15 protein-coding genes are annotated in these 18380 nt (G+C 42.5%); 4 read left to right on the top strand and 11 right to left on the bottom strand.

Going from position 1 to position 18380, the window contains the following annotated elements:
• Positions 1-75: 75 nt before the first annotated feature.
• Positions 76-789: a pseudouridine synthase gene (locus tag L2748_RS08170; protein WP_220779149.1), complete on the bottom strand. Its 714-nt coding sequence runs from the start codon at positions 787-789 to the stop codon at positions 76-78.
• 197 nt (positions 790-986) lie between these two features.
• Between L2748_RS08170 and pyrC the strand changes: the two genes are divergently transcribed.
• Together pyrC and L2748_RS08160 are read left to right on the top strand one after the other, a co-directional pair.
• Complete coding sequence (gene pyrC, locus L2748_RS08165) at positions 987-2024, top strand: dihydroorotase (RefSeq protein WP_220779151.1); 1038 nt, start codon at positions 987-989, stop codon at positions 2022-2024.
• Between the two features lie 263 nt (positions 2025-2287).
• The gene (locus L2748_RS08160) at positions 2288-2632 is read left to right on the top strand and encodes a DUF3718 domain-containing protein (RefSeq protein WP_220779152.1); all 345 of its coding nucleotides are present in this window, start codon (positions 2288-2290) and stop codon (positions 2630-2632) included.
• Between the two features lie 58 nt (positions 2633-2690).
• Here the strand turns inward: L2748_RS08160 and L2748_RS08155 are convergent, their stop codons facing one another.
• The gene (locus L2748_RS08155; protein WP_220779153.1) at positions 2691-3470 is read right to left on the bottom strand and encodes a CLCA_X family protein; all 780 of its coding nucleotides are present in this window, start codon (positions 3468-3470) and stop codon (positions 2691-2693) included.
• Between the two features lie 192 nt (positions 3471-3662).
• Between L2748_RS08155 and ppiC the strand changes: the two genes are divergently transcribed.
• Positions 3663-3941: a peptidylprolyl isomerase PpiC gene (gene ppiC / locus L2748_RS08150; RefSeq protein WP_012156435.1), complete on the top strand. Its 279-nt coding sequence runs from the start codon at positions 3663-3665 to the stop codon at positions 3939-3941.
• Between the two features lie 303 nt (positions 3942-4244).
• On the opposite strand, the gene L2748_RS08145 is transcribed toward ppiC, so the two are convergent.
• The 5 genes from L2748_RS08145 to L2748_RS08125 all read right to left on the bottom strand — a co-directional run bounded on the left by L2748_RS08145 (position 4245) and on the right by L2748_RS08125 (position 10738).
• Entirely contained in the window at positions 4245-5321 is a 1077-nt protein-coding gene (locus L2748_RS08145) for a PQQ-dependent sugar dehydrogenase (protein WP_220779156.1), read from the bottom strand.
• Positions 5322-5476: 155 nt separating this feature from the next.
• A complete protein-coding gene (locus L2748_RS08140) occupies positions 5477-7456 on the bottom strand; it encodes a flavohemoglobin expression-modulating QEGLA motif protein (RefSeq protein WP_220779157.1) in 1980 nt (659 codons plus the stop codon).
• Entirely contained in the window at positions 7440-8477 is a 1038-nt protein-coding gene (gshB, locus tag L2748_RS08135; protein ID WP_220779158.1) for a glutathione synthase, read from the bottom strand. The genes L2748_RS08140 and gshB overlap by 17 nt, the downstream gene beginning before the upstream one ends.
• Before the next feature lie 387 nt (positions 8478-8864).
• A complete protein-coding gene (locus tag L2748_RS08130) occupies positions 8865-10478 on the bottom strand; it encodes a PepSY-associated TM helix domain-containing protein (RefSeq protein WP_220779160.1) in 1614 nt (537 codons plus the stop codon).
• A complete protein-coding gene (locus tag L2748_RS08125) occupies positions 10475-10738 on the bottom strand; it encodes a hypothetical protein (RefSeq protein WP_248957681.1) in 264 nt (87 codons plus the stop codon). The genes L2748_RS08130 and L2748_RS08125 overlap by 4 nt, the downstream gene beginning before the upstream one ends.
• A 452-nt stretch (positions 10739-11190) precedes the next feature.
• Between L2748_RS08125 and L2748_RS08120 the strand changes: the two genes are divergently transcribed.
• Positions 11191-13557: a TonB-dependent receptor gene (locus L2748_RS08120; RefSeq protein ID WP_220779161.1), complete on the top strand. Its 2367-nt coding sequence runs from the start codon at positions 11191-11193 to the stop codon at positions 13555-13557.
• An 82-nt stretch (positions 13558-13639) separates the two neighbouring features.
• Here L2748_RS08120 and L2748_RS08115 read toward each other — a convergent pair whose 3' ends face one another.
• From L2748_RS08115 to L2748_RS08100, 4 genes are all read right to left on the bottom strand, one after another.
• Positions 13640-14689 (bottom strand): GGDEF domain-containing protein, encoded by a 1050-nt coding sequence (locus L2748_RS08115; protein ID WP_220779162.1) that lies wholly within the window; start codon positions 14687-14689, stop codon positions 13640-13642.
• 266 nt (positions 14690-14955) lie between these two features.
• On the bottom strand, positions 14956-16425 hold the full coding sequence (locus L2748_RS08110) for a carbon starvation CstA family protein (protein WP_220779163.1): 1470 nt from the start codon (positions 16423-16425) through the stop codon (positions 14956-14958).
• A 421-nt stretch (positions 16426-16846) separates the two neighbouring features.
• The gene (locus L2748_RS08105) at positions 16847-17464 is read right to left on the bottom strand and encodes a hypothetical protein (RefSeq protein WP_220779165.1); all 618 of its coding nucleotides are present in this window, start codon (positions 17462-17464) and stop codon (positions 16847-16849) included.
• Positions 17465-17714: 250 nt separating this feature from the next.
• Positions 17715-18314 (bottom strand): HAD family hydrolase, encoded by a 600-nt coding sequence (locus L2748_RS08100; RefSeq protein ID WP_220779167.1) that lies wholly within the window; start codon positions 18312-18314, stop codon positions 17715-17717.
• Between the last annotated feature and the right edge of the window lie 66 nt (positions 18315-18380).

The following is an 18380-nucleotide window of genomic DNA, read 5'->3' as shown; positions in this document are numbered from 1 at the left end:
CTTATCTACTCATCGATTGCTCGACTAGCAAAACGCCCGCTTATTAGCGGGCGTTGTTTATTGTCATGGAGATACTTAAGTTGGCGTTGGCGTTGCTAACAATGCCACTTCATCAACTGTTAAGTGACGCCACTGCCCCACTGCAACATCAAGCTTTAACGCGCCGATTTGCTCGCGGTGCAAACCATTAACTCGATTGCCAATAGCGGCAAACATACGCTTTACTTGGTGATATTTGCCTTCGGTGATGGTTAATAACGCCTCTGTAGGCGTCACCAGTTCAAGTTTAGCGGGCAGAGTTAATGCCTTTTCGTTTTGTAGTTGTAAGCCTTGGGAAAATCTTGCAATAATTTCAGTTGAGTTATCAGCGGTGATTGGGTCACGCAATGTTACTCGGTAGGTCTTATCGCACTTTTTGTCAGGGCGAATAATATCAAATGACCAACGACCATCGTCGGTTAATAATACTAAGCCTGTGGTATCGGCATCGAGCCTGCCGACAATATGCAAGTCTTCAACCCGATCAAGCTCAATGCAGTTAAACAAACTGGGGTAATCGCCATCCACGTTAGAGCTTAAGGTATGCATAGGTTTATGCAGCATGATGTAACGCGACGGCCGCGCAATCAGCTTTTGCCCATCTAGGGTTATACAATTAGTCTCATGCACTTGAAAGCCCACATCGGTAACCGTATTGCCATTGACGCTGATTTGCCCAGCCTCGATACACTCACTCGCCTGGGCACGATTAAGTGCGGTGCTTTTACAGATGAACTTGTCTAAACGCATGTCTCTTTTAACTACTTATTACTGTCAGTGGGCGGTTACAATCAGCAAAGTAACATAAATGGTATTGTTAGGCGTTGATATATTGTGTCTTATGCATCTTCAGCTATTAAGCGCCGGCGATTTCAGGCACAATAGCGCCCTAAGTAAAAGCTTATAAAAAGCTGACGTATTTTGTCGTAAACGCTTAGGAACCTACAATGACGCAAATCACCCTACTTACTCCTGACGATTGGCACCTTCATTTTCGCGATGGCGATATGCTACAAGAAACCGTTCCGGCAACGGCACGCTTGTTTCAACGCGCAATCGTAATGCCAAACCTATTGCCACCTGTTACCAATGCCCAAATGGTCACCGAGTATCGTGAGCGTATTTTAGCGGCGCGCCCAGCAGGTTCGACTTTTGAACCGCTAATGACAATTTTCTTAACCAACAACACCACAGAGCAAGACATCATTGATGCTAAAGCGGCTGGCGTTGTTGCTGCTAAGCTTTACCCAGCGGGTGCAACCACTAACTCTGATGCAGCAGTTAAAGCGCTTGATTCGCTATTCCCTGTATTTGAAGCCATGGCTAAGCACGGTATGTTGCTATTGGTTCACGGTGAAGTCACTGAATCTCACATCGATATTTTCGACCGTGAAGCTATGTTTATTGAACGCTACCTAGCACGTATTGTGGCGTCTTTCCCAACATTGAAAGTGGTATTTGAGCATATCACCACTAAAGATGCGGCTGACTTTGTCATGGAAGCAGCTGACAACGTGGCAGCAACTATTACCCCACAGCATTTGCTACTTAACCGTAATGATTTGTTAGTCGGTGGCGTACGCCCACATAACTTCTGTTTGCCAGTACTTAAGCGCAGCACTCACCAAGAAGCACTGCGTGCAGTAGTTGCCACAGGTTCGAGCAAGTTCTTCTTAGGGACAGATTCGGCGCCGCACGAGAAGCACCGTAAAGAGTCAGCTTGTGGTTGTGCCGGTTGTTACAGCGCATGGAGTGCACTAGAGCTTTACGCACAGGTATTTGATGACCTAGGCGCACTCGATAAGCTTGAAGGCTTTGCCAGCAAGCACGGCCCTGATTTTTACGGCCTGCCGCGCAACACCAGCACTGTGACGCTAGTGAAAGAAAAGTGGACAGTACCAAGCGAGATCATCTTGCCAAACGGTAGCCCGATTGTGCCTTTCTTTGCCGGTGAAGAAGTTAACTGGAAAGTGAAAACAGCTTAAATCTGTTAACTAAAAATCCTTAATCAAAAGCCCGCTATTAATAGCGGGCTTTTTTGTTCATTCGCTCTATTTTCTTAATATCCCCTATTTATCGAGGCCAATACACACTCTGTTACCTCGAGACATCAACTGAATTAAGAAAAAAATAAAGATACATTTGAATACAAAGTTCTCACATATTTATTGATGACCATGCGCTTAAATAGCTCCATGCAAACGCATAACTTAACTCTATGTTAAGTCCCACACGCAAGGAGCAACCGATGAAGAAAATGATTACATTAACCGCTATGGTACTCACCTCTATCACTTTTAATGCATCAGCAGCAATGGACCCATCAATGGAAAGCAAGCTCGTCGCAGTCTGCAAAACAGGCTTAAGTGACAACATCTCGCTATATAACCGAACCATTCGGGAAAACAACATAAACAAGCGCCTGATTTTTCCCAAACTCGTGTGTAATGGTCAAAGCTTCCATGACTTTGCACTCTCTAACGGAGCCAATAAAATCGCCCAAAAGATAGCCCCTTATAGCCCAGGTACAACATCGATTACCGATCTAGCGATGACCAACACCAAAGAGCATAGCCACTCAGTGAATTTCTAATCACTTTTATCAGATTTAAAGGACTGCAGCCTTTTCATCTGATTTATCGTCACACGAATTATTCACGCCCCAGCGCATCGCCTAATGGCTCAAAATAGTTAATCAGCGCATCGAAGATCTGCGCTCTATGCTCAAGTGTTGGGTAGCCGCCCGCATCAAACAGCGGTGACTTTAAGGTTTCATCGACCAAATAGGGATTGGTAATATCGGGGTAAGATTCGATACACGACTCAAAAGCACGTGCCATTAGTTCGGTAGGTCGTGAAAAGTATTGGCTATTATGTTGTTTATCCAGCGCTATCGCCCGATTAACATAATCATGACCATCCTCACCGTTTTCGTTTAGCAGCGCGATTTCAAATACCTGCTCTAATCGCTGATTTAGCGGATGCTTTATCGGTTTTACATCGGCAAGCCAACTGTGACTCGCAAAGGAAATGCCATTAGGAGAAGTACGATATGATTTGGGCGCAATGTAGTGATCAAACGCATGCCAAAACTCGTGGGCCAGTGCGCCCGCTCCAGCATTTTTAGCTAACGCTAGCTCGCGCTTATGTGGCGCATAATGAGCTTGCACACCTTTTTGGCCGCCACTACCAAAAGCGAGATTTAGGGTTTCACGCAAGCCGAGTGCTTTAGGCGGCAGTTTTAAGATAAAGGCTAAATCTGCTAATGAGTCAAAAATCAGGTTAGCGGCTTTATCGCGCTCTTCGTTTTCGACCCATTTACCTAAACGAATATGTCCAAGGCCAAACACTTGCTTTATATCAACAAAGCTCACTTGCTCGTCAAAACGGTAATCAGGGCCGATGCGGCGATAGCTTTTACTTTTTAACACAACAACCCACCTCAAACCGGCACATTCATACCGCATATTCACAGCAGTCAAACACCAGCATCAACCAATAAAACAGCTGCTGATTATAAAACTATACCGCTAATTTAGATATCAATAGCCCATAGACTAGCCTGACAATAGCCATAACCGTTATAATGGCGTCAATTAGTTTCAAGCACATTAGGCTCCACCATGGCGCGCACCGCAGCAGCATTACACATATTAGTTAAGCACCAAACACTTGCTGAAGATATCATCAAGCAACTGAATAAAGGCGCCAAGTTCGACGTACTTGCTAAAAAGCACTCAACTTGTCCATCAGGTAAGAAAGGTGGCAGTTTAGGCGAATTTAAGAAAGGCCAGATGGTGCCGCAATTTGATAAGGTTTGTTTTACTGGTGAGTTAATCACTCCGCACTTAGTTAAAACTAAGTTCGGCTGGCATGTGATAAAGGTTTTGTATCGCACTTAGGCTAAATTATATTGAAAGGCCAAATTGGTATCCCCACAAGTATTTGATAAGGTTTATTTTACTGGTGAGTTAATCACTCCGCACTTGGTTAAGACTAAGTTCGGCTGGCATGTGATTAAGGTGTTGTACAGAACATAAACCAACCTGCCAAGTTACTGGCAATGATTACGTTTATCGCACTTAGTGCGCTTAGCTACAAGAGCGGGTTTCGCCCTTGTAGCAAGGGCACGAGCTTGACGGGCTAAAGCCCGACCTACAAAGAACAGCACTGCTTTGCTTTTCCTTGAGCGTGAGTTCCAACCTTTACCGCTTAAGCTTATATAAATTGCCGCTGTCAGTACTGAAATAGATATCACCTTTTGGGGTGACCTCGATATCACGAATGCGTTCACCTAACTCAGCCATAATCCTTTCTTCTGCAATCGCTTTTCCTGCATCGTTAAGCGTTATCACATTAATATGAGTTAACTTTAATGCCCCAGCTAAAAGCTTGCCATTAAACTCTGGAAACTTATCGCCGCGATACAGTGCTAAGCTGCCAGGCGCAATTGACGGAATATAGACTTTAACGGGTGGCTCAACGCCCTCTTTTAGTTTGCCATCGCCAACACTGATTGGCCCCCAATATTCTTTACCATGAGAGGTGATCGCCCAGCCATAATTGGCGCCAGATTTGATGAGGTTAAGTTCATCGCCGCCACGGGGGCCGTGCTCAATCGACCACAATTTTTGTGTTGGCACGTCGTAAACCAAACCTTGAGGATTACGGTGGCCGTAACTCCAGATCTCATCTAATACGGCTTCATCTGCTATAAATGGGTTCGTAGCTGGCACGCTGCCATCGGGGTTTAAACGTAAAATAGTTGCGGCGTGGGTTAAGGTATCTTGACCATTGTCGCGCACACCACGATCGCCAATAGAAAAATAAACATGCTTATCATCAAAGGCTATGCGGCTACCAAAGTGCCGACCTGTATCTGAGCGAGAGTTTGAAACAAACACATCTTGCCAGTTGGCAAGCTTCCCCTCTTGATAAGTCGCTTTAGCAAGGGTGGTCGCACCCTCGCCTTCGATATCTTTGCTGTAAGTGAAGTAAAGGGTATTGTCTGCAAAAGGCGATACGGCAATATCGAGCAGACCGCCCTGTCCCTCAGCCCAAACACCTTTAGGCGTAAACAGAGTTTGCTGCTTACCCGTTTCAAGGTTTACCTGTTTGATGACGCCTTGCCTCTCTGTCACCAGCATAGTTTGAGCATCTATATAGGCCAGCCCCCAAGGGATATTCAGCCCTGTCGCTACTTTCTCAGCCTCATATGCGTTAGCATGACTTAAGACCAACATACTCAAGATCATTAAAGTGATTCGCTTAATCCTTATCATCTGCCTATCTCCTCTAACGCCATTAATTTTGGCTTGGTTAATGATGTAATCACTCTTCAAGCTGTTTAATTAATCTACCATGATAAAGCCTGTAAGCTAATAAAAGACATAAAAAAACGCCTTATTCCGTTAAGAGTAAGGCGCTTTATTGCGACTTATCGAATTGCCGAAATAAGATAATCAATTACCGCGGTTTCAGGTGTTGATTTATGTTGCAGCTCAAATAACGGCACTGGACGCTCTAACATATTTCGCTCTACCATTTCGCTGACAATTGGCATGTCCAATATGCCTGCTTTACCTGCCAGTAAATTATCTAACGGCGTGGTTTTACTTAAGTTAACTATGTCTCTAAAGCCTTTTAAGTACAGGAAGTCTTTAGTGAATCCACCGCCGCGATACACACGTGTGGTTAGGATGAATGCTTGCTCCGTTGTTTGGTCATATTCACGCTTAAGCGTTTCAAAGGTCATCGAGAAGTCACGCTGCTCTAGCATTAAATTCACTGCTATCACGCGCATAGCTAGAATTTTCAGACGGTTTAAGGTCAAGTTACCTGAACAGTATTCACTATAGATAGCCACACCTTCTTGGGTATGGGTATTACCCACTAAGCCTAGTGACATTACGCGCAACTGTTGGCGACGAGCGTTAACGGTTGTCAGCATATGTACGCCGAGTTCATGGTAAGCAAAAGCCACTAACTCTTTGCTAGTGAACATGGCGTCTTTATTAATCATCAAGCTACCACGGGCACTATTAACCATCGCCTTTGCTACAATGCGCGATGACTTTTCAACCTTACATTTAAGGCCCCAGTCATCGGCATACTTTTGGAATGACTTAACCGCATAAGCCGCATCATAGATAGGCTCTTCGTCATCGCCCTCAATTGCTGGTGCACGTAGTAAAAACTCGGCATTAGCAATATCTTCTTTGTCTGGCTGGCCATAATACTTAAGCGAGTTGTAGACAAACTCATCGGTGCCTATTGAGCACAGTAAATCAATTCTAGTTGCTAAGTTATCAATCACGTGACGATAAAGCTGCTGAATATCGGCGTCCATAATATTCGACACTGGTAGCTTATAAAGCTGTTCACGAAATTGATATGGATTAATGTTTAGCTGCTTATAACTAAACTCTGGGGCAACCGCACCTTTGCGCGCTAAAAACTTTTTACGCTCGCTAGCAATGTTTACTGGGTTGATATATTTCAGCGTTGCTACGTTACTTGCTAGCTTATATAAGCTCTTATCTAACGATAGGATCTCTGGCGGCAAAGTCGATGACAGTAAGTCAACGTTTCTTAATGACTTACGCTTACCAAAACGGCGCATAAAGTACGCAGCAGACTCAGAAATAGCCTGTTTGACGCCACCTTTTAGCTCTTCTAAAACCAGTGGGTATAGCTCACCAGTGGTTTCGTCCATAAACACCTTTTTCACTTCCAGTGGCAAGACTAAAGTGTGGTCAAAATGGGCGTTAACATGCGCAATTAAATAGCCGCGACCTTGAAATACTTCATCGCGTGCAGCGCGCACAGCAATGTTTGGCAGCTCAATTTTATTAAGCTGCTTTTCAAAGTTCTGGCAGGTGGTGCCCCAACGTTCGATATCGATCTGGCTAGTGCCAATATTAAAGGTTGGCGTATCAGCTTCAATTTGCTGATAGTTAAACGAATGCACATCAAATACGATGCTGTTTTTAAACTGCTTTTCTAAACGTGCAACCAATGCACTCAGTACGTTGTAAAAAGACTGATGCTTTGCATGGCTTTCATTACGCTGCTTAGTGGTTAATGGCTTTTTCCACGCTGTTTTGTAATGCGTTGAATGTGCTTTAGGTCGATTTAAGTCATATTCAAAACGTGAGTCATTGCCCGTCAATACAATTGGGAATGATGACAGCATGTCTGCGGTATATGGCGCCTCAGCAAAACGACGTTCCTCATCAGTAAGGCGGCAGTTATTTTGCAAATCTTCACGCAGGCGGTGGCCATTATGAATAGCGGTACACACAAATGGTGAGTACTCATCAATTTTTACGGTAAAGGCGCCCGCTTCCACTTCTGCATGAAAACACTCGCCTTTATTTATTAGTGCAATACATTCTTTTTCAGATAACTTGAGCATCTTCAATCGCCTTTCTAAATTCTGTTTTTCTGGTGCTTAACGCTTCTTTGGCTTGGATTACGCTTTCAATAAAATCGATAACTTTACGCTGTAACTTTACGTTGTTTAATTTATTGATCCGCATAATGCCGCCAGGGCTTTGCACGTTTACTTCAATCAACTTTTCGTTGATCACATCAATACCGACAAAGAACAAACCGTCGCGCACTAGCTTAGGGCCAATATGCTTACACAGTTCTTTCTCTTTTTTGGTTAGCACATGCTTTACTACACTACCACCAGCATGAATATTTGAGCGAACTTCACCCGCTGCAGGTACGCGCTTCATCGCGCCAATAGGCTCGCCATTTAGCATTAAAATACGCACATCGCCTTCATCTGCGCCTTCAACATATTCTTGTAAAATTACGTAATTACCGCCCTTACCACTATTGATGTAAAACTGTAGCAATGAGTGGAAACTCTTTTGCGCGGCTTTTTCAACCATGATGACACCTTGACCACCAAAGCCGTCGAGTGGCTTCATGATCATCTTATCGGTCTTGGATTCACGCAACACTTGCTCTAAATACTCAGGTGTTTTCGACACATGAGTAGAGGGAATAAAAGTATTGTTTGGATCGTCAAATGACGCGGTATAGAGCTTATTATTAGCAATACGCAGCCCGTCAATATCATTCATGATAAACACTTCATCACGCACTGAATCTAAGAAGTTTAGCGCAATAGGGTCCAGCGGCGGGCTCGCCCGCATGAAGATGCTATCAAAGCCTGCCAATGGTAACTGCAGCTTTTTAAACTGAGCTTTTTTATAAAAAGCAACGATATTATTCGGTGTTGTCTGCTCTTTACTAAACACTTGGCAAAATGCACTGGCTTCAGAGTCGCGCATGGTTAAATTGCTAGTGGTTGCTACTGCAACAGTATGGCCCCTTAAAACACACTCATGGATTAACCGCAATGTGGTGTCGGTTTCAGGTACGATCGTCGACCACGGGTACATCAAAAATAAAATATTCAATGGGATCTCTTTATAAAACGGAATGCTCTAAAGATCTTGGGCCAGATGGTGGCTTGGGGAGGTGTAGAGTATTCAAAATAAATAACACACAGGCTTAGGTTAATTGTCACCAAAGCCGACAATGGCATCTATCTATCAATACAAGTTGTACTAGATATGGTTGCGCTAATTTACACCATAATTTGAAATTGGAATATAAAAAAATAACCACAAAATAAAATAATTTTAGTCACTTTAAAACCCATGAATTAACAATCTATTAGGCACTATTTTTAGGTGATAACCTCGCCGATAGAGTTATAACATGACTGAAATTAACAGTTTGGGCGCCATTTACTACTAGGTAGCGAAAAACGCAGCCATAGGCTGCGCTTTCAATAACATGGACTAAGCGATTGTTAAGTTTGTCGCTTCAACATTAGCCTGCTGTTTTTGCGAATGATTAAGCCGACTTACCAACAAAAGCCCTGTGATAATCAACAGTAACATCGCAACCTCAACACCGATGATCCCATAGAAGCCTTGCTGGATTAATTGAGGGATCTCACTTGCAAACAAATACCAATCAGCAACTAATGTGGCAGTAAGAAACAACGTGCTAGTCAATATCATCTGGCTTAAGTATTTACGCTTGTTGCTAATCCTGTAGCTCAACACCATAGCGATAACTAAGGTTGCGATGAAGCTATACACCAAGTAATCAGCTCTAGCTTGTAGGCTTGCAGGTAATACTCGCTCAACAAAAAAAGCGACCGTGGTAGCAACAATTAAACCGCCGCAGCCACCTAAGGTTAATCCCCTTACAATACTTATGCTGCGGGGCGATACATTTTGCTGCAAGGTGCGCTTATCAAGCCACAACATATTGCCAATAACGATCATCGCACATATCGCAATCGAGAGAATAAAATACAAAATACGCACATCTACACCTGCAAAATCGCCAAAGTGTAGGGTTGCAATAATCTCTCGACCTTTACGAAATACATTATAGTTTTCAATGTCGGTCTTATTGAGTAATTCACCTGTGTTTACCCGATAAAAGAACTCATCTTTTTGTGAAAAATGAGCTAAATCATTGCCACGTAATTGGATAATGGCTGACTCATCGCCGTAATTATAAAAGATAACGTTTCTTAGATAGAAATCAGGCTGCTGACGTGCTTGCTCAATAATCGTATAAGCATTACTCATATCAATACTTTGTTCAATTCTAGGCTCATCAAATAAGGTAAAACCAGCGTCTTTAAATAATGTGTCTTGATCGCCTTGATAGATAAACACCACAAAGGCAATTTGGTAAACAATGGCCAAGTTAAACACTAATCCACTTAATGCATACATAAGGGTAAATGGCAGCGTCATCACGCCAACGACATTATGTAAATCTAGCAGTTGGTCACGGCGATTTTTATCATTGCGATATAAGAAAAAGTGTTTAAATAACTTTTTAGCGTGAATAAACACACCAGATACCAAAGCAAAAAAGAAGAACAGACTAATGATGCCAATTAGGTAGGTGCCACCAGGCAAATTTAAGTCGTAATGTAGCCGGTAGATAAAATCACCAAGAAAAAAGTCATCTCTATTGGCCACACTAGCGCCAGTATTAGGGTCGATGAGCAAAGACACCACTTCACCATGTTCATCTTCCATGCCCTCTTCACTAACGAGATCTAAAAACACCTTATAGTAAGGATCATGTTCAGATGGCATTTGCACCATAAGGTGCTCTTCATAATCAAAATCGTGCTGTGCCAGCTTATCTTCGACTATTTGCTGCAACGGCATTTCTGTTTGCTCTATTGCTACCGGAAATTGCGGCACCACAGCCCACTGCTTTACCTCTTCGTAAAACAGCGTAACAGCACCAGCCCAAAAGATAACAAACAGCAAAGGAGAAATAATTACCCCTATCCAGCTGTGAGATTCCGTTAGATTTTTAACCCACTGGCTTCGCGGATTTTTACTTGTAGTAGCGTACATAGATTGAGTATTCATAGAAGGGGCTGATACCAAAAAAGAAGACAGTTGACTGCCACAGAAAACAGTAAGAATTTGCCACAAGCCAAAGCACTGGTTTTCGCGCTATTGAAGCTATAGTAATAGATCATGGATGCTACCCAGATGATAAAACCTGCCAACAGTCCCACTAACAATTTTATATCTATCGCGATAGGTAACAGTAAATACAAACTTAACATCATACTGACAGACAGCAATAAACCACCCATAAAGGCGGTCAGAGTTTTAGGCCACATGGTTAATGACCCCCTAATAAAAAGAGACTTGGAAACAACATTGTCCCAAGTAAGAAAATCAACACGCCTCGCTCCCTTGCGTGTGACGACACCACAACTAACAGCAACCACATGACCATGGTCAGCAATAAGCTAATGAGTACCGAAACAAGCCAGCCTAATGGTATCGACAAAGCAAAGATTGCCAATCCAAGAGTAAGCATATAAGCCAACCACGCTACAAACTTAGACGTGGACTTATAAATAAGTTTTTGTTTATTAGAAGATAAATAGCTGAAAAAGCAACCTACCCACAATAAAAACACACCAACGAAAATCATAAAACAACCAACATAAATGTAAATGATAATAATTTGTATTAATTATCGTAAATAAGTTATCAGATTACAAGATGATTGTGTTAGCATCGCCGCGATTAAAAATAACAACCATTATCATTTGGACGATAAAACATGCGATCTCCTAAGTTAACCCCTATTACCAGCGCAATTCGCTTTGGCTTACTCATTCCGGCCTCACTAACCTGTTTATCTGCTGCAGCAGATAATGCTACCGATACCAGTGATATTGAGCGGATCATGGTTACTGGTCAGAAAATAGCCCGCACTGTACAAGAGACTACAACCAGTGTTGCTGTGCTTACCGAAAAGCAGTTAGAGCAAGAAAATATTAATGATTTTCGCGATGTAATAATCAATACCGCAAACGCTCAAGTTACTGGTAACCGTAGCTTTAGCATTCGTGGTATTGACGGCTTTAACGTTTCAGGTGGTGGCAACAGCTTTTTAGCAAGCGTGTATGTCGATGGCGCCCCTTTGCCTGAGCGGATGATTTATGGCGGCGGGTTTTCTACTTGGGATGCTAAACAAATAGAAATTTTACGAGGTCCACAATCGACGTTGCAAGGGCGTAACGCGTTAGCAGGTGCCGTAATCATGACCACCCAAGCACCGACTCAAGACTGGCAAGGAAAGTACCAGTTAACAGTGGGCGAATACGGTCAACGGGAAATTGGCGTCGCCATTGGCGGAGGTCTTATCGAAGATGAGCTTTCGTTCCGCTTTAGTGGTGAAAAGAAAGAGACTGACGGCTATATTGAAAATCGAGTCCGCAATGAACCTGCCGACTATCGTGACGACGGCACTTATCGACTAAAGCTCTTGTATCAACCATCAGCACTGCCTGAGTTTTCAGCTCAACTAGGCTATACCCGCAGCAATAGTGATTATGGCCATACCGCGGTAGAAATTGCTCAAGGTCAAAACCCATTTGAAAATCGCTATGTCTACAATAACGATGAAAGAAAAGAGACCGTCGATGCCGACATATTAGTATTGGAGCTAAATTACGACTTAAACGATTATTGGTCGCTAGGCTCATATACAACTTGGTCTAGTGTCGATACTCGCTTTACTTGGGATTCAGACTTCTTAGAGATAGAGGGCAGTGAATTTCCTGAAGATACTGGCAGTATTTCTAACTACAAAAATACCACTGACTCACTCAGCCAAGAGCTAAGACTGACTTTTGAATACGATGACTTTAGCGGTATTATCGGCGCTTATTACTTCAATACTGATGTCGATGACCAGTCTAACGGCTTAAGTAATTTGAAGCTAAACCGTTTAGGTCTCACCAGCGATATATTGCAAGCAAGATACGGGCTCAGCCAACCTATTGCAGATTTAGTGGTTGGCCAATATGCCGAGTTTAATCCTGCTCACACAAGTGCGTTAACCTCGTCACAGCAGACGATTTCAAGCTACGCGCTATTTGCCGATGCGGTTTGGAATATAACGGAAAAGTGGGACATTTTTGGCGGTATCCGCTTTGACCATGAAAAACAACAAACACAAAATGATGCGCAATACATCATCTTGAATGCAGATAAAATACCCGATCCAGCCAGCTATATTGGCACACCTTATGAAGGCATCGCGCCGTTAATCGCTGGTATTAATCAGCAATTTTATGATTTAGCCGCTAGTGCCTCATCTGCAACGCCAAAAATCGAAAATGACTTTAATACTATCTTGCCTAAGCTAGGTGTGAGCTATCACTGGACAGAAGACTTCATCACTAGCTTTTCATACCAAAAAGGCTATCGCTCAGGTGGCGTAGGCATAAATAATGCTCGTGGCGATGTGTTTGAGTACGACCCTGAATACACTGATAACTATGAGCTATCGCTGCGCTCCACTTGGTTAGACGGCGACCTCATTGCCAATGCTAACCTGTTTTATGTCGACTGGCGTGACCAACAAGTGAACGTGCAGCTCTCACCTAACCGTTATGACAATGAAACCGTCAATGCAGGTCAATCAACCGTGCAAGGTTTTGAGCTTGAGCTGAACTACCAAGTCACTGATGAGCTCACGCTATATGCTGCAGTGGGCCAATCAAAGACCGAGTTTACTGACTTTGTGATCACTATTCCTACTGAAACGACACCGATAGTTAATGACTTATCCGGTCGTCAATTTACCGCACCAGAGTGGACAGGTAATGTTGGCGCTACTTACAGCGCTGACAATGGTATTTTTGCTAACGTGAATGCCAACTATGCCCAAAGCGCCCCGGTTAAGGTTGATCCATACCGTGAAGGTTACAAAGAGGGGGATGAACTATTTGATCCTTACAATGACAGCCGCACTCTGGTCAATATGCAGATTGGTTACGAGTGGCAAACAGTGGGAGTTTACCTACAAGGTAACAACTTATTTGATGAAGAGTATATTACCAATAACTTTACCCGCACCCCGGCTTTAGGCGAACCAAGGCAGTTTGCATTAACGGTACGTGGTGAGTTTAGTTTGTAGATAAAATAAGCTTATTAAAAAAACAAAGAGACCAACAAGTTGTTGGTCTCTTTGTTTATTGGAACGTAGCTAATAAAAAGGCTTAGAGGCGTACAACTTTGTTGGCGTAAAACTCAGCAGGATCGCTAACCTTAATTTGATCTCTTCCCGCTTGCTTCGCCATATATAACGCCGTGTCTGCACGCTTTACCCAATATTCGCTGTCTTCATTTTCTATTGACTCTGCAAGACCAATACTTAAGGTGACCGACTGAATATTGGGGCACTTTTCAGCAAGACCAATCACCACTTGTTGACGAATATTTTGCGTAATATTTAAGGCATGTTCCAGCTGAGTATTATCGAACAAAAGTAAAAACTCATCTCCGCCTAAACGAAATAGTAGATCCGTTTGCCTGCTATTAACATTAACGAGCTCCACCACCGACTTGATGACTTTATCGCCGACATCATGCCCATGCTGGTCATTCACTGCTTTAAAGTAATCAATATCAATTACCGCGATGCATGTCCCCGCTCCTGCAAGTGTTCTCTGACTTGCTGCCTGCAGACTAATCTCCATTTGATGCCGATTAAAAGCGCCGGTTAACGAGTCTCGGGTCGATAAATAACTTAAGTTACCTTGCAGTTTTCTCACAGCTTCAATGACGCATTGGGTAATAGCAGTACAAATCATTAGCGCCAAACTAAAACGTAAAGTCACCATCACTGGTTGGTGAGGTAACGCTGCTATTGTTGTCGCGATAATAATTACGCTATTAACCCCAATAGCCATTCTTTTCGGCACTAACAACACTATGGCTGTCACGATGGGAAATACCCAATACGTCGCCAAGGTGCCAAAAATATGCACGCTTAATACAATGCAAATAACTAACAGAAATAAGGGAGATTGGTAACCGATTATTTTGTGCTTCAAGCGCAGCACACCGTAAATTTCAATAATCAAGCTAAGCTCGAACGCAAGTAAGAAGCTAGCAAGTAGCGATTCACCTACAAGATAGTTTTTGATGATTAACGGTAAAAAGGTCAGCAGCGACACCACGAGAATAAAGCTTAATACTCGCTTACGGCTGTATAAATCAAATAAACCCTCATCTAATGCCTTGCCTGTAAAACGCAATTTATCCATAAATCGGCCTTTTATCATTCTTGCCTGTGGATGCACCTTCAAGTTACCAACCTACTTAGCTTAAAAATAAAAACAAGTAATTACTCTAAAAATCAGCAAAACATGCATTTCAAATACCAAATTAATACTTAAGTATAAGTAATTATCATAAAAAAGCTGGGGGTTCTGACATGCAAGCAAGAAGGCTTTTATTGAGATTAAATATCTGTTTAACAAACATAAAAAAAGGACTGCACTTTGCAGTCCTTTATCGATAAAGATAGCGATTAAGACTCGCTAACCACCTTACGCTTATTGTGCGCCATGATTAGGCCGATTAAACACACTACGCCCACAGCGATACCTACAGGTTGACTGAGTGATTGCGGCAAGCCTAAACCAATACCTGCGGTGACAATATAAGATACCGTGACACAGGTACCCACAATAGCAGGAAGGCTTACTATCCAGTGGAACGCGCCCCTGTCAAACAGATACTTGGTAGCCAACCACAACACACTGGTTGATAGCAGCATGTTTGAGAATGCAAAGTAACGCCAGATTAATGAGAAATCAATCTTAGTCATGAAGTATGCAATCACCAAGATTGGGATAGCTAACAACAGACGGTTACGTAAGCTTTGCGGGATTTTGAACGCATCAATAATGGTTAATCGCAGCGAACGGAATGCGGTATCACCAGAGGTGATAGGGAAAATCGCCACCGCGATAATCGCCATAATACCACCAGCAACACCTAAGTATGTGGTCGCCACTTGGTTAACCACAAGACCTGGACCACCCGCATCTAAAATGCTTTTCAGCTCAACATAGCCACCAGGGAAAGCCGCAATACCCGCTGTTGCCCATACACATGCAACAATACCTTCAGACATCATTGCGCCGTAATAAACTGGACGCACATATTTTTCGTTAGTTAAGCAGCGCGCCATAATAGGTGCTTGAGTCGAATGGAAACCACTAATGGCACCACAGGTAATGGTGATAAACAGTAATGGCCATACTGGTAAGCCATCAGGGTTTGGCGCTAATAAATCGTTGTCGTAATGACTATGGTCAAAGTAGGCAAAGATATCGCCTATCTCTGGCAGTTGCGGCGCACTAATTAGCAGTGCCACGGCAATCGATACCGTCATAACAATCATCAATAGACCAAAAATTGGATATAACTTAGTGATGATTTTGTCGATTGGCAGCATAGTTGCTAGAAAGTAGTAACCTAAAATAACCAATACCCAAAAGGTATTGTTAGCAAGTATGGTTCCTTCAAAATAATCAAGGTTACTCAATAAACCTGCCGGGCTCATAATAAATACCACGCCCACAAAAAACAGCAGCATGGCAGTAAATATCAGCATCACGCCTTTAAAGTAAACATTGAAATAATGCCCAGCGATTTCCGGCAAGCTCTTCCCGTCTTCTTTAATACTTAATACACCAGAGAAGTAATCGTGTACCGCACCGCCAATGATGTTACCAAGCACAATCCAAACTAATGCTATTGGGCCATACAAGGCGCCTAATATCGGACCGAAAATCGGGCCAACACCAGCAACGTTTAAAAACTGAATCAGGTAGGCTTTAACCGGGTGAACTTTGACGTAGTCAACGCCATCTTCAAATCGTGCTTGTGGTGTTTTTGCACTTGGGTCTATTCCTGCTTGGCGCTCTACAAAGGGGCTGTAGAACTTATATGCAAGCAGCAAGGCTGCAATACAAATTAAGAATATTAGCATTTTTATAATCATCCATATTTGTAGGGTATATGTTGAGCATCGAGTGTTGTTCACTTAAGGGTTTTGGTCAAGTAACAACTTGTTATACTAAGGTCTAGCTTATCTCCTATTTATCCTTATTTAAAGCAGACTTACCTAGCAGTATCGCTCTAAAATCATTCAAGATGTGCGCTTTTAGTCACAGCTTTTGACACTTAACCACAAACAATGTGGTAACAACGCCGAAACACACCACCAAGCGCACAACAAATCACACATAAAAACCAACTGAAACTAGCAATGAGAAGTGGGATATAGATATAGAACATTCAAGGAGGATCATTAAGGAAAAGGAGAGCATTCATAAGGTAAAAATGGGTTTAATCAAGCAGACTTGAATGCTAATAGAGAATAAAGCCAGCATAAGCTGGCTTTAACATGATTAAATCACTTTTAAATTGAGGTCCCAGCCATTAGTTGTAACAACTTCAATCAAGGCTTTATGCAGCTCACCATTACTAAACCTGACTAACTGAGCACTACTGTCTAACAAAAAGATTTGACTCAATACGTAACCGGTTTGTGCACTCATATTGAATGAAAAACCACCCACACCCAATACTGCAGAGCTTGAAACTAAGTGATCTTTAAAGCGGACTAGATTTTTACCTTCATCAAACCAAAGCTTCATGTAATAGGTTTTACTGATACTTTGTGCCTGAGACAACGAAATAAAATTAGCGTCCATATATGGAGATGTGAGCACTAGATAGTCATCGTGTTGCTCGGCAGTAAATAAGCAATCTTTAATTTTAAGCTTTGAAATCTGTGTTACCAATTCGCTCTTAGCTATTGGCTGCTTATTCTGAGCTGGAAACCTAAATACCTTACGCGACACAAATAACATTAGCGGGAAAAAACCAATAACAAATGCGATGACCACAGCAATAATGAACGAGTCGGGCAACATAAACGTTTCCCGCATGATCAGTGCGATTGGAAATGGGATTAATAAATAACTGACAATAACCCCAAATGCGGTGAAAAACTTCCCTATCATGATAACGCTCCCTGAAGATCATTAACGACTTCCATGCTGTTTAAGCTTTATCGTTAATATTAATTAGTAAAGTGATTTAGCCTAACTGCAATCGATGCAGCTAATTAGCTATTTTACCCAATTACCATCTGCGTGACCTAATCGATTTGGTCTAACTAATAGCCATGCGATAATAATCTTTAGAGTGGACTGTAGCATTAACGTCCTATGTTGCTGTTCAGATAAGAGGTTGCAGCATCAAACTACTACGTTAATGAGGGCTCTGCTCAATACCTTGCATAAATGCTCTGTCAGCTAATGCCAGCATTGCTAAATCTTCTTTAGTGTCACCGTAAGCATAAATGCTGTTGTAATCATTAAGGTTAAAGCGCTGAGTTATTTTATTCGCCTTGGCCTCACAGCTGCAGTCTCCGGCAATATAGTGGCCACTAAAGCGACCATCTTGAGTTGCCATTTCACTGCAAATTAAGGTCAACCCCATTTTTTGGCACCAGGGCTTTAAATACAGGTCAAGCGAAGCAGAAACCAAAACGGTTGTTGTGCCTTCAGCTTGATGCTGCTTTAACGTTTGCAGCATTTCAGGACGCAGATAACGGGGAATAACCTTAGTTGCATAGTCATAACCGATACGGTCAAGAGTCTGTTTGTCGCGACCTGCAAAAGCACAAAAACTCACCAAAGGTCTCAGTTTGCGGGCAGGAATTATGCCTAACTTATACAATAGATAAAGCGGTGACATAAAAATTATGCCTAGCAAGAGCCGCAGAGGCGTAGCAGAGAAAAAGATAAATTGAGTAAACATATCTTTGTTAGTTAAGGTGCCATCAAAATCAAATAGAGCCAAGTTCACGCTAATTCACTAAACCTTTCTGATAAAACAGCTATTGTATCAGCGCTATGTGCTGAAGTCGGCTCT

Origin of the sequence: Shewanella sairae (assembly GCF_023283535.1) — a bacterium.
In the GTDB taxonomy this organism is placed as follows: domain Bacteria; phylum Pseudomonadota; class Gammaproteobacteria; order Enterobacterales; family Shewanellaceae; genus Shewanella; species Shewanella sairae.
This window is presented reverse-complemented; position numbering and strand designations above follow the sequence as displayed.

Bases quoted from the DNA above. Each gene is read 5' to 3' on its own strand.
- L2748_RS08140 (WP_220779157.1), bottom strand. From the start codon at position 7,456: ATGCTCAAGTTATCTGAAAAAGAATGTATTGCACTAATAAATAAAGGC.
- pyrC (WP_220779151.1), top strand. From the start codon at position 987: ATGACGCAAATCACCCTACTTACTCCTGACGATTGGCACCTTCATTTT.
- L2748_RS08125 (WP_248957681.1), bottom strand. From the start codon at position 10,738: ATGTGGCCTAAAACTCTGACCGCCTTTATGGGTGGTTTATTGCTGTCT.
- L2748_RS08115 (WP_220779162.1), bottom strand. From the start codon at position 14,689: ATGGATAAATTGCGTTTTACAGGCAAGGCATTAGATGAGGGTTTATTT.
- L2748_RS08105 (WP_220779165.1), bottom strand. From the start codon at position 17,464: ATGATAGGGAAGTTTTTCACCGCATTTGGGGTTATTGTCAGTTATTTA.
- L2748_RS08120 (WP_220779161.1), top strand. From the start codon at position 11,191: ATGCGATCTCCTAAGTTAACCCCTATTACCAGCGCAATTCGCTTTGGC.
- L2748_RS08145 (WP_220779156.1), bottom strand. From the start codon at position 5,321: ATGATAAGGATTAAGCGAATCACTTTAATGATCTTGAGTATGTTGGTC.
- L2748_RS08130 (WP_220779160.1), bottom strand. From the start codon at position 10,478: ATGAATACTCAATCTATGTACGCTACTACAAGTAAAAATCCGCGAAGC.
- L2748_RS08170 (WP_220779149.1), bottom strand. From the start codon at position 789: ATGCGTTTAGACAAGTTCATCTGTAAAAGCACCGCACTTAATCGTGCC.
- L2748_RS08160 (WP_220779152.1), top strand. From the start codon at position 2,288: ATGAAGAAAATGATTACATTAACCGCTATGGTACTCACCTCTATCACT.
- ppiC (WP_012156435.1), top strand. From the start codon at position 3,663: ATGGCGCGCACCGCAGCAGCATTACACATATTAGTTAAGCACCAAACA.
- L2748_RS08110 (WP_220779163.1), bottom strand. From the start codon at position 16,425: ATGCTAATATTCTTAATTTGTATTGCAGCCTTGCTGCTTGCATATAAG.